Origin of the sequence: Methanoculleus sp. UBA208 (assembly GCF_002498065.1) — an archaeon.
GTDB lineage: Archaea > Halobacteriota > Methanomicrobia > Methanomicrobiales > Methanoculleaceae > Methanoculleus.
Map to the genome: position 1 here is coordinate 586 of NZ_DAFZ01000056.1, position 12,452 is coordinate 13,037.

A 12,452-nucleotide genomic window follows, 5' to 3' on the forward strand; every position below is an offset into this window, starting at 1 on the left:
GAGCGAGTGCTGCATCGCCCGCTCCGTCTCCTTGGTAAGCCCGCCCTCCCGGTCCATCTCCGCCTTGATATCGTGGACGGCGTTCTCGACTTCCGCTTCGCTCTCCCACTTCAGCACAGATATCGTTCGTGCCATATGCATTCACCTCAAGGCGTCGCGTATGGGCGGAGGTTCTACTTTAGGTTATCTCAGGAGGGGCAAAAGAAAAAGTATCAGGTTTCTCCCTGAACGAGGAGCATCTTTTCGGCTTTTTCGCTGACGAGAGCGCTGTTTCCGGCGGGGTCCTCGATGATGACCGTGAACGGGAAGGCCACCTCCCGTGCAGCGCCGATCGTCTCCCGCATCCGGAGTGCGGCCGCCCGCTCGCCTTCGGTCTCGGGGTTCGCGAGGATCGTCTCCAGCGCCTGCTCGAAGCGGGAGAGGATTCCCTCGATATTGGTGACGAATCCTTCGCAGGCAGTACCGGGCTCGACCGTGAGGCCGAGTTCCGGGATCTCGATCTTCCCCGTCGTGCTCCGCGCCACCCGGATGGCGAGGTCGCCGGGCTCCTCCACCCGCACCGTCCACCGGACCGGGTTGCCCTCCCCGAGGATGATGGTGTCGGTGTGCCGGTAGCCGCAGGCCTCGCAGGCGATGGAGACGAGCAAGAGGTCGGGGAAGTGAGGGATGTCAAGGCGGTGATGGACGATCCGGATCTCGCCCCCGCACGCGGGACAGGTTCCCGGATGGTACTCCCGCACTACAGGCCCCCGCCGATCTTCTCGCGGGAGACCTTGACGGACATGGGCGTGATGAGGACGTACTTCTGCTCCCCGAGCCCGACGATGTCGCCGTTCACGTCCTTTGCCACGTCACGGAGGTCCTTTAAGACCCGCTCGAACGTCACCTTGTCCATCTTCAGCCGCCCGATATCGACGATGACGATGTTGCCGTTATAGACCTCGTCTTTGACGCGGGGGGTATCCTTGAGGTCGGCGATGGTGGCGATCTTGATGTACATGGATGCCGGTTCTTCTTCGTTCGATCCCTCGTAGGAGGCGAGATCGAGTTCCATGTAGTCCTCTTCGTTTCGTGCTGGACTTTTACCGAGGATGCTGTCAAAGAGCTTTTTAACCATAGAAAAATTGAGGAATGAATTTTATTTAATAGTATCTTTTAATTTCTCCGTTAGATTTCAAGATTCCAGATATCGTCCCCGACGTAATGGATGCTTTTGACCGACTTGCCCTTCTCCTGCCGCTCCATATCGGCTGCATCGAAGAGCGCAATCCCCACGGCAAGCGGTTTTCCGTGCCGCTCCTCGACAACCTGCACGGGATGTCCCGCACGGACGTCCGGCGAGATCGAAACGATCCCGGGGCGCATGGCATCCGCGCCGTTTGCGACGAACCTGACCGCGCCGGCGTCGACCACCACCCGGCGCTCGGGGATCGGGTGCTCGACGAGGCCACGCAGGCTGGGAAAGGCCCAGTCCTCGGTGGCTATCAGGAGCGGCTTTTTGTCGACGAGATAGATCCCGACGGTGGTATCCGTCTCCGCCCGCTCGATCCGGTCGGACCGAAAGTGGTCGGCCGACGCTCCGATCTCGTCGGCAAGCTGGCGCAGGAGATCGACTATCTGTGACTTCCGGATGACATGGCGTTTTTTTACGGTAATCTTTGGCATGTATCGAGACCTCGGGGTGGCGCTGACTCACGCGCAGCATCGCGGTTATATTTAAGTAGCTTCCTCACTCAAATATATTACTCCAGAAAGGACGGCACAGGGTAATCATATGACGCCAAGACCGTTGGATATTTTAGATCAGGTACTGAATCGTCAGCCCGTCATCATCAGCCTCAAAGGTGGGAGGGAGATCCGGGGGATCCTCCAGGGATACGACGTTCACATGAATCTGGTATTGGACAAAGCAGAAGAAGAAGTGGACGGCGCGGCGCAGAAACTCGGCACGTTGATCGTCCGCGGTGACAATGTGATCTACATTACCCCTTCAGTTGAATAACATCAGGTGAGAGAGAATGTCAAAAGGCACACCTTCAATGGGCAAGCGGCAGAAGCGCACCCACATCGCCTGCAGGCGTTGCGGCAAGATATCGTTCCACGCACAGCACAAGGTCTGTGCGGCCTGTGGCTTCGGCAGAAGCCGGAGGATCCGCAGTTACCGCTGGACAGAGAAGAAAGCAAAGGTACCGACGCATTAGAGTTGTATCATGTGTGGTATCGTTGGCATCGTCGATGCTGGCGGTGTCTCGTTTCCTCTGTACTATGCCCTGTACGCTCTCCAGCACCGGGGGCAGGAGAGCGCGGGGATCTCTACTTTTGAAGGCAAGACCCTGTACACGCACAAGGCCCAGGGGCTCGTTGCCGAGGTCTTCAACAGCCAGACCATGCAGGAACTTCGGGGCAACGTCGGAATCGGACACGTCCGCTACCCGACAACCGGGTCGAAGGTCCCGGAGAACGTTCAGCCGTTCAACTTCAGGTATCGGGGGCTCGACCTCGCGATCGCCCATAACGGCAACCTGGTCAACACGGCCGAACTCCGGGAGGAGTACGAGCACCGGGGGCAGATCTTCTGCACCACGACCGATACCGAGATCATCGGCAACATCATCGCCGACGCGCTTCGGACCTCAAAGAGCATGGAGGACGCCGTCCGGCTCTGCATGCGGCGGCTGCGGGGCTCCTATGCCACCATCGCGCTCTTAAACGATACCGTCTACGCCTTCCGCGACCCGCTCGGCATCAAGCCGCTCTGCATCGGGAAACTCGACCACGGCTACATCATCGCATCGGAGAGCGTGGCGATCGATGCCCTGGACGGCACGTTCCTCCGGGACGTGCTGCCGGGAGAACTCGTCCGTATCGATGCAAACGGGCTCTCCTCCGTCCAGGTCGCGACCGCGAACCGGAGGGCGCACTGCATCTTCGAGTGCATCTACTTCGCCCGTGCCGACTCGGTGATGGACGGGACGCTGGTCTATGACGTGCGGCGCAGGATCGGGCAGAAACTCTACGATGCAAGCCCAATCAAGGCGGATACCGTCTGCCCGGTCCCCGACTCCGGGATCGCGTATGCCGCAGGCTACGCCGAACGGTCCGGGATCCCGTTCGTCGAAGGGCTGATGAAGAACCGCTACATGGGCCGGACGTTCATCATGCCGACCCAGCAGCAGCGGGAGCGGGCGGTCAGGATCAAACTCAACACTGTTCGGGGAAACCTGAAGGACAAACGGGTGGTCCTCGTCGACGACAGCGTCGTCCGGGGGACGACCTCCCGCCGGATCGTGAACATGATCCGGGATGCGGGGGCGAGGGAGATCCATCTCAGGGTCGGCTCCCCGCCGATCATCGCCCCCTGTTACCTCGGGGTGGATATGCCCACCCGCACGGAACTGATCGCGAGCGGCAAGGAGGTCGAGGCGGTGCGGGAGAGCGTCGGCGCGACGTCGCTCACCTACATCCCGCTCGAGGACCTGGTGGAGGCGATCGGGTGCGGGGAGCGGAACCTCTGCATCGGATGCCTGACCGGGTGCTACCCGGTGGAGATTAACGGGGAGAAGAGCTGCCACTGCGCCGTGGACTACGTGGCCGGCACCCACCAGTCCGATCTCTCGACCTTCAGGGCCGGGAAAGAACGGACGTCATAGCCCCTGCCCCGTGCGGCTCCCGCCCGGGACGGTTTCTTTTTTCCCCGGGGGAGCAGGGGGCCTCCCTGCATGCCGGCGGCTGCAGACACCGGCTTCGCCGCCGGTTCACCCTGATCGCATCAACTGCAACAAGGGCTTGCGCGCCTGGCCGGAGACTCTTTCCGGGCACGATAGCACCGATTCGCGGGCGAAAAGGCTTCCGGGGGAGAGATCTCGGTGCAGAACGCCTCCGGAGGCAGAGGGCGGATATGAAATACAAAAAACACGCAAAAATGCCGAAGAACCGAACATAGCGAGGGATGGATTTGAACCATCGATCTACGGGTTATGAGCCCGCCGGGATGTCCTGGCTACCCCACCTCGCTTCTCTTCTGTGGGATATATACATTGTTTTTCGGGGGATATATAACTTTGTGCGGGCCGAATCGGCGCATCTTGTTTCTCCGGTGCTCATGCCCCCGTGGTCCCGCCTGTCGCAACTCGCACCTGGCGGTGCTTGTGCTCCGGTTCTCACGAACCGTCGCACTCGAAGACCTTCGGTCTTCTCGAGCTCCTGCCGCTCGCGATGCTCGCGCCAGTCGCACTCCCAATCATTTAATACGAGCGGGCAGCATAATTTCGCTGTATGGAAGAGAAGAGACCGGCGGACGACGACCTGCAGCGTCTCCGGGAAGAGCGCCTCCGGGAACTCGAGGCGCGGATCCAGGGCACTCCGGGCGGCGGTGTCATCGAGGTCGTCGACGATACGTTCCGGGAGGCCCTGCAAAAGCACCCCTCCCTGGTCGTCGACGTCTGGGCGGAATGGTGCGGTCCCTGCCGGATGGTGGCCCCGGCTATCGAGGACCTTGCGCGTGATTTCGCCGGCAGGGTAACCTTCGGCAAGTGCAACGTCGACGAGAATCCTGCCATAGCGGCGAGTTTCAGCATCACCGCGATACCGACGCTCCTGTTCTTCGCGAACGGCATGCTTGTCGACCGGGCAGTCGGCGCGTTCCCGAAAGAGGCCATCAAAGCAAGGGTCGTGCGGGCCTTCGGTACCGGCTAGAGGTTGGCCCCCTGCCGGGACCTGAGCCACTCGGAGAGCCGTGCGGCCATGATGAAGTCGTTTCGGGAGAGCCCGCCGATGGCGTAGGTGTACCAGGCGACATCCACGAGCCTGCCTTTTCGGATGCTGATATCCGGGAGATGGTTCTCCCGCGCGGCAAACTCGGCCACTTCGTGTAGGAATGCCACGGCGTCCCGAAACTCCTTGCAGGCGAACCGGGCAGTGAGACGCCCGTCTTCGAGCGACCAGTCCGGGACCTCCGGCAGGAGGTCGGCGATCTCCCGCCGGTTCAGCGGTGCCGTATCCGCGACATCCTGGCTGATCGCCTCAGACGAAAGATCCATGGTGATCCCTCATCGGAGAGGATGAAAAAGGTTATTCTCCGGGGCCGAAGCCTCAGGCGAGCTTCCCGATCAGGAAAGCCACGTTCTCGGCGAACCGCCGGACCGTCCTCATCCCTTCTTCGTCGTTCAAGGCCTCCCCCGGCGTTCTTCCGAAGACCATGTTCCAGTAGGTCGAGCCCGGCACGATCATGTCGTTGATCAGGAAAAACATCAGCATCTCCTGGAGCGTGGCGGTATGCCCGCCCCGCCGCGCCACGGCGATCGGCCCGCCCACCTTCCGGGAGAGGAACGAGTCCGACGACATCGAGACCATCCCGATCCGCTGCAGCGCCGACATGACGTCGCCCCGTGCAGTCCCGAAGTAGACCGGGGCGCCGACGATGAACCCGTCGGCCTCCCGGATTTTCGCGATGATCTCGTTTAAGCCGTCTTCGAGGGCGCACTCCCCCCCGGTGCAGAGCCCGCAGGCGGTGCAGGAGAGGATGCGCATCTCGGCAAGCAGCACGGTCTCGGTCTCGATACCTTCCCGCTCGAGGACCTTTGCGCACTCCCCGAGCACCTGTGCGGTGTTCCCCTCGAGCCGGGGACTCCCGCAGAGCAGCAATACTTTTCCGGTCGTCATTTCACACCTCGATCAGCCGGTAAGAGGCATGCCCTAGCCCGATCCCGGCAGCGTAGGCGATCTGGTATTCGCCGTCCGTGTAATCCCAGACCCCCTTAAACTTGTCTTCCCCGGGAGCCAGATTCTCCGTAAGCAGTGTCCGGGCGACCCCCTGCTCGCTGTTGATGAGATCGAGGCTCGCGTGGTCGATCGCGACCGGGTCGGTGGAGGCGAGGATCCCGATATCGGGGACGATCGCCGCGTCGCTCCAGGGAACGCAGTCGCAGTCGGGGGTGATGTTGAGGAGGAAGTTGATGTAGCCCACCCTTCCGGGCTTGCCGCGGACGGCGCCGAGGGCGTACTCGCAGAGCCTCTCGATGAACGGCCGGATCTCTGTCGTCCAGTCGAACTCGATCGCGCCCGTCGGGCAGGAGCGCATGCAGTCGCCGCACCCGACGCAGTGCTCCGGGTTGAGCACCGCCCGCCCGTCGGCGAGGGTCATCGCCGCCTGCGGGCAGACCGTGGTGCATTTCCCGCACCCCCCGCACCGCTCGATCTCCACGAACGGCCGGCCCGCGTGCTGCTCCGCCTTCCCCGACGGCGGGGCGCAGCCCATCGCCAGGTTCTTGATCGCCCCGCCGAATCCGGCGAGGTCGTGGCCCTTGACGTGCGAGAGGACGATCATGCTGTCGGCGTCGAGGATGCTTCCCGCTATCCGGACGCTTCCGAAATGTCCGGCATCGATCGCGACCTCCCTCCAGTAGCCGCCTTTGAGGCCGTCCGCGACGATCACCGGGGCGCCGGCCACGGCGTAGTCGAACCCGTGCTCGATGGCGGTGACGGTATGCCTGACGGCGTCGGCCCTGCTCCCCGCGTAAAGGGTGGCGGTATCCGTGATGAACGGGTGTGCCCCCCGCTCCTTCACCTTATCGACCACCTGCCGGGCAAATACCGGGTGCAGGTAGGTGTCGCACCCACGCTCCCCCGCGTGCAGTTTGACGGCGGTGAGGTCGTCGGGCCGGACCACCTCCGCAAACCCTGCCGCGTCAAAGAGACGGCGGATCTTCTCGACTTTGCTCTCGCGGTGGCTTCTTGCCCTGAGGTTCGCGAAATAAACGTCTGCCATCGTCTTCTACTCCCTCTTTTGGTACTCTCTCCGGAGGATAAGAATTGTGCCGGGTGCTCACAACCCTGCTCTCCGGAAGAACGGCAGCCGTCGTCGTCTCATACAACCCTGCATCCTTCGGACGGCACGAGGATCTCGAACCTCGCACCTGTTCCGTATGTTCCGGTCTCGCGGATCGCGATCCCGGTAATCGCGAGTATCTCGTGGGCAAGGAGGAGGCCGTGTCCGTACCCCTCCGCATTCTGGACGAAGAGCCCCTCTTTCTCCGCATCAGGGATCCCGGTCCCGTCGTCCTCGACGATGATCGCACAGCCCTCCGGGCGCAGCTGGTAGGTGACGACGATCCGGGTCGCCCCTGTCGCCGGAGCGAGGGCGTTCTCGAAGAGGTGAGTAAAGACCGTCGCGAGATGGAGGTCGGCGAAGACCTCGAGCCGCTCCGTCCATGCCTGGAGGGAGACAGGTCCGAAGAAGAGGCCCGCGGCCGCGTTCCTGACGGCCTCCTGCACGGGGATCCATGCCGGCGGCGACGCCCCGATGTCGCGGAACTCGTGGGAGATCTCGATCTGCCGCCGGATACCGTTTGCAGCCTCGTGCAGGTTGTCGATAAAGGAGAGGACCTCGGGATCGTCGAACTTCGTCACGCCTGCCGAGAGGTGCCCGTACAGGATCGCAAGCCGGTTCGAGAGATCGGTGCGCAGGATTCCCGAGAGGGTGTTGAGCTGGCGGCTGGCGTTCTGAAGCGCAGCTTCCGTCATGACCTCGTCGGTGACGTCCCGGATGGACTCGATGGCTCCGGCGACCCTTCCGTCCCGGTCGAGAAGCGCGGTCGCTGCGAACATGATGTGCGCTCCCCGCCCGCTCCTGAGATGCGGGGTGTAGATCTCCGAGATGAGGACGTCCCCCACTCTCCTGACCGACGGGTAGCCTGCCTCGGGGTCGCCCTGGAGGACCCGGTCTGCGAGCAGCGGCCGTTGCTCGCCATAGAAGGGTACGGCGTGCTCGTAGCCCCCCCTGCCGAGGATGGCATCCTTCTTCACCCCGGTCATCTCTTCGATCGCCCGGTTCCAGGCGATGACCTTCCCCTCGCGGTCGATGGCGAAGGTCGCGTCGGGCAGGAACTCGATGATCTGGATCATCTGCTGCTCGGACTCCCGGAGCCTCGTTGCGAGGAGCGCGACCACGCCGCCGACGAGGACGAGGAAGACCGCACGGGGGAGGATGGTGAGAGCGAACAGCGAAGCCGACGGGGAGAGGAGGAAGACCGTGACGGCATAGACGGCCGCGAGGCACACGGAGAAGAGGATGCCGCGCCGCGGATACCAGTAGCTTGCGAGGATGATCGGGATGCTGAGCGGGAGGGCGGGGAGGGGGAGGAGACCTTCCGGGGCGCCGAGGGCCAGGCCGAGCAGGTTCCCCCCGAGGGTCAGCACGGTCAGTCCGGCGATGAGCGCGATCCGGTTCCGTGTGCCCGAAAAGGATATGGCGAAGGGGTTTTCGACGTTCATGGGAGGACCTGCGGTTGCGGTTCTGGCCTGCACCGGGAAGATCCGTCCGGGTGCAGCCCCACCATGCTGAAGACCTGCCGGACTGCGGCCGGGGGGAGCACACGGGTCACCCCTGCAACGGTGCGGAACAGGAGGCGTTGACGGCTCATGACTGCTCGAACGTTGAGTTGATCCCGGACGGGTAAATGGTTGCGGGGGGTCCGAGCCCCGAGAGGTCGATATTCCCGTTCGAAGTGGTGACGGTGATCGTCGGCCCCCCTTCGCCGAGCGTGCCGAAGACCCGTGTTCCCGACGACTCCTCGAGCCGGAGCGCGAGATCGTTCACCGCTATCCTGCCGTTCGAGGTGGTTGCGACTATCCGGGCGTCGAGGCCCTCCGCGAGCCGGAGCGTGATGGGACCGTTGCTCGACGATACCGTCACGTCCCCCCGGATGGCAGGGACCTCGGCCGATACCGGGCCGTTCGACGTATCCAGGTCCGCAACTCCCCCGGACTCCTCCACCGTGATGGGGGCGTTGCTGGTCCTTGCGGTGACGTATCCTTCGGCGCCCCGGATCTCGATCCCGCCGTTCGAGGAGGCCGCCGCGAGATCGCCGCCGGGAGCGCCGTCAACCCGCACGGGACCGTTCGACGTCGCAAGTTCCGTTCCGTTCACCCGCACCCCGGAGAGTTCGATAGGGCCGTTCGAACTCTCGACACGCCGGAGGACGACGGTGGGCGGCAGGTGTATCGTGTAGTCCACGCTCACCCGGGGGTTGAACCCGGTATGCACCGTCTCAATCCTGAGGGGATCGCCCTCCGTCACCTCTATCCGGACCTTGTCGAGTTCGCCCCGGCCGTAGACGGACCGTTTGACCGCACTGACGGCGACGGTCTCCCCCTCCCGGACGTCCACGGTCACGCCCCCGTTGCGGTTGATCACGACCACGCCGCTCTCCGGCTCCACCGTGACCGTCCGGTTGAACTCCTCCGTCGCCTCGAGCCCCGGCACCCCGGTGCATCCCGGGAGAACGGCGAGAGCGGCGAGGACGGCGAGGGCCAGCGCTGCATATACGGTTTCCTGCATGGTCATCCTCTCTCTCGGTTGTCCTTCATGTAACTACCGCTCGCTGGAACGTCCGGCGGGCGAGGAGGTACATCACCGACGCAAAGACCACGAGGTAGGCGAACGATGCGAGGACGTCGGCCGTGGTGGAGGTGTAGCGGGCACCGACAGCGAAGAAGTCGCTCCCGATGGCGAAGTAGCGGACACCGCTGACCAGGTGGGTGAGCGGGTTGTAGATCGAGAGGGCCTGCAGGATCGGCGGGAACGCCTGGATCGGGTAGAGGGCGTTCGAGACGAAGAAGAGCGGCAGGGTGAGGAGCGTGATGATTCCCTGCAGGCCTTCCGGGCTCTCGAGGCGCATCGAGATGGTGGAAGAGAAGAGGAGGAACCCGAGCGAGAAGACTCCGACGAACGCGAATATCCCGAGGATCGAGAGGACGATCCGGGCGGCCGAAAACCCGGGGAAGAACTGCACCCCCATGAGGAGCCCGAACGCCATGATGATCGCCACCTGGACAAACGACTTCGTCATCCCCGAGAGGCTGACCCCCAGCATGATGTGGGTCCGGGGCATGGGGCTTGCGAGCATCTCCCGCATCAGCCCCCAGTTCTTGTCGAAGAGGAGGCTGATCCCTCCGAAGAGGCTCGTAAAGAGTGTGGTCATCGCGATCACCCCGGCGCCCATGAAGGTGAGGTAATCGACCGAAAAGACGCCCGACGGGGCGGGGATGGCCGAAGCGAACCGGTCGAGATTCGAGGACATCGCGACGCCGAAGAAGGCCATCCAGAGCGCCGGCTGCAGGAGCGATGCAAAGAGCTGCGTCCTGAACCGGACAAACCGGATCATCTCCCGCCAGTAGACGGTGAAAAACTCCCATGCCATCCTCACACCCCCGTATCCCGCAGTTCTCTCCCCGTGTAATGGACGAAGACATCGTCCATCGTCGGTTTTTTCAGGTTCACGCTCGAGATCCCGATCCCGGCGCCCCGCACTGCATCGACTATCCGCGGGAGGCAGTGGCTCCCATCGGCCGATATCGTGACCGAGAGGCCGCGGGGGGACTCCGTGACCGACCGGATCTCCCCGATTCCCCGGAGCGCCTCCCGTGCTCTTCTGTCGTCTTCGGTCTCCAGGTAGACGACATCCTCGCCGAGGGCGTTCTTCAGTTCCTCCGGGGTGCCGGAGACGATGATCTTCCCGCCGTCGATGATGCTGATCCTGTCCGAGAGCATATCGGCCTCCTCCATGTAGTGCGTCGTCAGGAATATCGTCGTCCCGCTCTCGTTCACCTGCCGGATGTACTCCCACATCCGCATCCGTGTCTGGGGGTCGAGCCCCTGTGTCGGTTCGTCCAGGAAGAGGACCTCCGGCCGGGTCATCAGCCCCCGTGCGATCTGGAGCCGCCGTTTCATGCCCCCGGAGAGGTTCTTCGTCCGCTCGTCACGTTTGGAGCCGAGTTCCACGACCCTGAGCAGATCGTCGATCCGCCGCCGCCGTTCGTCCCGGGGGATGGAGTAGAGCCGGCCGTGGAACTCCATCGTCTCCCGGACGGTGAGGTCCCGGTCGAGCACGTCGTCCTGGAAGACGATGCCGATGGACTCCCGGACCCGTCCGGGTTCCCGCGCGACGTCGTAGCCGGCCACCCGCACCGTACCCTTCTGGAGGGGGAGGAGCGATGTCAGGATGTTGATGGTGGTGCTCTTTCCCGCGCCGTTGGGGCCGAGGAAGGAGAAGATCTCACCTCGTTTGACGGTGAAACTGATGCCGCGCACCGCCGCGAAGCCGTCGAACGTGTGTTCGAGATCGCGCACCTCGATGATATCGTCCCCTTCCATCGATTTCCATCCGCTCCCATGCTCTTGAACCCTCATGCACGGTGCTGTCATATCTCCCTTTCCCCCCCGGGATGCGGCGGGGGCCGCACGATCGCCAGCCCCTTCTCCCCGGCGCTTCCCCGGGTGCCGGGCGGGGCGGTAAATACATCCCGGCATCTTTTCCGCGGCCGATCCCTGATAGATATCCTGAAATACCGGAACTTCCCATCCATGCTCGGATACGGCATGTGCGGCTGCTGCTTGCTCACTCATAGAGGCGATCAGGGAACCCCATCCGCGTGGAGCGCCATTCACGGCACCAGCGCGCCTGAATACGAGGAGCAGGCGGGAGGGCGACGGTGACCCCGCCCCTCCGGGCGCTCCTCGCCCTCCTCCTCGCAGCGCTGGCGCTTGTGCCGGCGGCAGGCGGGCTCGTCGTCGACAACGCCGACCTGACCCCGGCACAGGTGGAACTCCTCTTTGCGATGCGGGAGTATACCCTGACCTACAACGAGTATGCCGACCGGCTGCCGGGGTGGGTGACCGGGCCGTTCGAGGATGAGAAGGTCAACCTTTACGTAATGTCCTCCGACGGCGTGCTGGTCATCGGGATCACGTTTCACGACAGAAAGATCATCCAGTTCGACGCAAAGGGTTGCCCGGACCCGATCGTCACGGTGACCGCCGATTCCACGACGGTGGAGGAGGTCATGGTCTCTGAGAGGCCGTTCGACACGTTCCGGGCGGCGATGCGGAACGGCACGGCCACGATCGAGGGGAACAACCTCCTCGGGGTGCTGCGGGTGGGGATGGTCAGGTTCGGGCTCTGGGCGATGGACGTCATCGGGTTGTGACGGGTCCCGGAAAAAAGAGGGTGTTGACGGGTTACTGCCCTTACATCCCCACGAGGCGCATGCAGAACCCGAGGGTCAGCCCCGACATGGAAGACGTCGCCGAGAGGGCCGCGAGCACGGCGGCGTTCACCAGCGGCCCGGTCCTGAGCGGAGTGTAGGTCGGGTTGCACTGCAGTCGCCGCACCATCCTGAATGGTTTCGGGGTCGTCGAGATAGGAGATTTGTAGCGTCTGATCCTCATGTGAGCACCTCCTCCTGGCGGGTAGATGATTTTTCCTGAGTGTCGGTTGTTGCCTCGAATATTAATTATTGCGGTTTGGCTCTCCGGGCAGCGGGGGCAGCCGCCCCCCGGTAGGCTTCCGGAGGCGATACACCGCCGAATCAGGAATTAAGAGGTGTCCCTCCCCCGGGGTGCCTGTGCCCTGCCCGCGACAGGTTTATCCGTTCTCCGGGCGAGGGAGTCCCAT

The 12,452-nt window shown here is 63.4% G+C and carries 16 protein-coding genes and 1 tRNA gene; 5 read left to right on the forward strand and 12 right to left on the reverse strand.

Features of this window, described 5'->3' with window-relative positions; translation table 11 throughout:
• Positions 1 to 212 precede the first annotated feature (212 nt).
• Genes BRA62_RS05780 through BRA62_RS05790 form a run of 3 tightly spaced genes read right to left on the reverse strand, consistent with a single transcriptional unit; the run spans position 213 to position 1,665 of the window.
• Positions 213 to 740, reverse strand: a complete 528-nt coding sequence (locus BRA62_RS05780) for a ZPR1 zinc finger domain-containing protein (protein ID WP_292365615.1) — start codon at positions 738 to 740, stop codon at positions 213 to 215.
• Positions 740 to 1,117, reverse strand: coding sequence for a cell division protein SepF (locus BRA62_RS05785; RefSeq protein ID WP_214021630.1), 378 nt, complete (start codon positions 1,115 to 1,117; stop codon positions 740 to 742). Before BRA62_RS05785 ends, BRA62_RS05780 begins: the two co-directional genes overlap by 1 nt.
• 50 nt (positions 1,118 to 1,167) lie before the next feature.
• The gene (locus BRA62_RS05790; protein WP_292365618.1) at positions 1,168 to 1,665 is read right to left on the reverse strand and encodes an RNA-binding protein; all 498 of its coding nucleotides are present in this window, start codon (positions 1,663 to 1,665) and stop codon (positions 1,168 to 1,170) included.
• 109 nt (positions 1,666 to 1,774) lie between these two features.
• Here BRA62_RS05790 and BRA62_RS05795 point away from each other — a divergent pair, with 109 nt between their 5' ends.
• From BRA62_RS05795 to purF, 3 genes are read left to right on the forward strand one after another with little or no spacing between them, the layout of a single operon-like run.
• The gene (locus BRA62_RS05795; protein ID WP_011843085.1) at positions 1,775 to 2,002 is read left to right on the forward strand and encodes an LSM domain-containing protein; all 228 of its coding nucleotides are present in this window, start codon (positions 1,775 to 1,777) and stop codon (positions 2,000 to 2,002) included.
• A gap of 16 nt (positions 2,003 to 2,018) precedes the next feature.
• Complete coding sequence (locus BRA62_RS05800; protein WP_082122590.1) at positions 2,019 to 2,201, forward strand: 50S ribosomal protein L37e; 183 nt, start codon at positions 2,019 to 2,021, stop codon at positions 2,199 to 2,201.
• 9 nt (positions 2,202 to 2,210) lie between these two features.
• Positions 2,211 to 3,650: an amidophosphoribosyltransferase gene (gene purF, locus BRA62_RS05805; protein WP_292365627.1), complete on the forward strand. Its 1,440-nt coding sequence runs from the start codon at positions 2,211 to 2,213 to the stop codon at positions 3,648 to 3,650.
• Positions 3,651 to 3,940: 290 nt separating this feature from the next.
• Here purF and BRA62_RS05810 read toward each other — a convergent pair.
• Positions 3,941 to 4,015: transfer RNA gene (locus BRA62_RS05810), tRNA-Met, on the reverse strand.
• Positions 4,016 to 4,275: 260 nt separating this feature from the next.
• On the opposite strand from BRA62_RS05810, the gene trxA reads away from it, so the two are divergent.
• Positions 4,276 to 4,695, forward strand: coding sequence for a thioredoxin (gene trxA / locus BRA62_RS05815; protein ID WP_292365629.1), 420 nt, complete (start codon positions 4,276 to 4,278; stop codon positions 4,693 to 4,695).
• On the opposite strand, the gene BRA62_RS05820 is transcribed toward trxA, so the two are convergent.
• From BRA62_RS05820 to BRA62_RS05850, 7 genes are all read right to left on the reverse strand, one after another.
• Positions 4,692 to 5,039 (reverse strand): 4a-hydroxytetrahydrobiopterin dehydratase, encoded by a 348-nt coding sequence (locus BRA62_RS05820; RefSeq protein WP_292365631.1) that lies wholly within the window; start codon positions 5,037 to 5,039, stop codon positions 4,692 to 4,694. The genes trxA and BRA62_RS05820 overlap by 4 nt on opposite strands.
• A 52-nt stretch (positions 5,040 to 5,091) precedes the next feature.
• A complete protein-coding gene (locus tag BRA62_RS05825; RefSeq protein ID WP_292365633.1) occupies positions 5,092 to 5,661 on the reverse strand; it encodes a flavodoxin family protein in 570 nt (189 codons plus the stop codon).
• 1 nt (position 5,662) lies between these two features.
• The gene (locus BRA62_RS05830) at positions 5,663 to 6,766 is read right to left on the reverse strand and encodes a DUF362 domain-containing protein (RefSeq protein WP_292365635.1); all 1,104 of its coding nucleotides are present in this window, start codon (positions 6,764 to 6,766) and stop codon (positions 5,663 to 5,665) included.
• A 98-nt stretch (positions 6,767 to 6,864) separates the two neighbouring features.
• Positions 6,865 to 8,271, reverse strand: coding sequence for a PAS domain S-box protein (locus BRA62_RS05835; RefSeq protein WP_292365636.1), 1,407 nt, complete (start codon positions 8,269 to 8,271; stop codon positions 6,865 to 6,867).
• A gap of 145 nt (positions 8,272 to 8,416) precedes the next feature.
• Positions 8,417 to 9,337, reverse strand: coding sequence for a DUF4097 family beta strand repeat-containing protein (locus BRA62_RS05840; RefSeq protein ID WP_292365637.1), 921 nt, complete (start codon positions 9,335 to 9,337; stop codon positions 8,417 to 8,419).
• A 25-nt stretch (positions 9,338 to 9,362) separates the two neighbouring features.
• Positions 9,363 to 10,199, reverse strand: coding sequence for an ABC transporter permease (locus BRA62_RS05845; protein ID WP_292365638.1), 837 nt, complete (start codon positions 10,197 to 10,199; stop codon positions 9,363 to 9,365).
• Positions 10,200 to 10,201: 2 nt separating this feature from the next.
• Complete coding sequence (locus BRA62_RS05850; RefSeq protein ID WP_292365639.1) at positions 10,202 to 11,152, reverse strand: ATP-binding cassette domain-containing protein; 951 nt, start codon at positions 11,150 to 11,152, stop codon at positions 10,202 to 10,204.
• A gap of 338 nt (positions 11,153 to 11,490) precedes the next feature.
• Between BRA62_RS05850 and BRA62_RS05855 the strand changes: the two genes are divergently transcribed.
• A complete protein-coding gene (locus BRA62_RS05855; RefSeq protein WP_292365640.1) occupies positions 11,491 to 11,985 on the forward strand; it encodes a hypothetical protein in 495 nt (164 codons plus the stop codon).
• Between the two features lie 40 nt (positions 11,986 to 12,025).
• Here BRA62_RS05855 and BRA62_RS05860 read toward each other — a convergent pair whose 3' ends face one another.
• Positions 12,026 to 12,226: a hypothetical protein gene (locus BRA62_RS05860; RefSeq protein ID WP_292365641.1), complete on the reverse strand. Its 201-nt coding sequence runs from the start codon at positions 12,224 to 12,226 to the stop codon at positions 12,026 to 12,028.
• Positions 12,227 to 12,452 lie beyond the last annotated feature (226 nt).

Coding starts and splice junctions, on each gene's coding strand:
- BRA62_RS05785 (WP_214021630.1), bottom strand. CDS start 1,117: ATGGTTAAAAAGCTCTTTGACAGCATCCTCGGTAAAAGTCCAGCACGA.
- BRA62_RS05790 (WP_292365618.1), bottom strand. CDS start 1,665: ATGCCAAAGATTACCGTAAAAAAACGCCATGTCATCCGGAAGTCACAG.
- BRA62_RS05795 (WP_011843085.1), top strand. CDS start 1,775: ATGACGCCAAGACCGTTGGATATTTTAGATCAGGTACTGAATCGTCAG.
- BRA62_RS05800 (WP_082122590.1), top strand. CDS start 2,019: ATGTCAAAAGGCACACCTTCAATGGGCAAGCGGCAGAAGCGCACCCAC.
- purF (WP_292365627.1), top strand. CDS start 2,211: ATGTGTGGTATCGTTGGCATCGTCGATGCTGGCGGTGTCTCGTTTCCT.
- trxA (WP_292365629.1), top strand. CDS start 4,276: ATGGAAGAGAAGAGACCGGCGGACGACGACCTGCAGCGTCTCCGGGAA.
- BRA62_RS05820 (WP_292365631.1), bottom strand. CDS start 5,039: ATGGATCTTTCGTCTGAGGCGATCAGCCAGGATGTCGCGGATACGGCA.
- BRA62_RS05825 (WP_292365633.1), bottom strand. CDS start 5,661: ATGACGACCGGAAAAGTATTGCTGCTCTGCGGGAGTCCCCGGCTCGAG.
- BRA62_RS05830 (WP_292365635.1), bottom strand. CDS start 6,766: ATGGCAGACGTTTATTTCGCGAACCTCAGGGCAAGAAGCCACCGCGAG.
- BRA62_RS05835 (WP_292365636.1), bottom strand. CDS start 8,271: ATGAACGTCGAAAACCCCTTCGCCATATCCTTTTCGGGCACACGGAAC.
- BRA62_RS05840 (WP_292365637.1), bottom strand. CDS start 9,337: ATGCAGGAAACCGTATATGCAGCGCTGGCCCTCGCCGTCCTCGCCGCT.
- BRA62_RS05845 (WP_292365638.1), bottom strand. CDS start 10,199: ATGGCATGGGAGTTTTTCACCGTCTACTGGCGGGAGATGATCCGGTTT.
- BRA62_RS05850 (WP_292365639.1), bottom strand. CDS start 11,152: ATGGAAGGGGACGATATCATCGAGGTGCGCGATCTCGAACACACGTTC.
- BRA62_RS05860 (WP_292365641.1), bottom strand. CDS start 12,226: ATGAGGATCAGACGCTACAAATCTCCTATCTCGACGACCCCGAAACCA.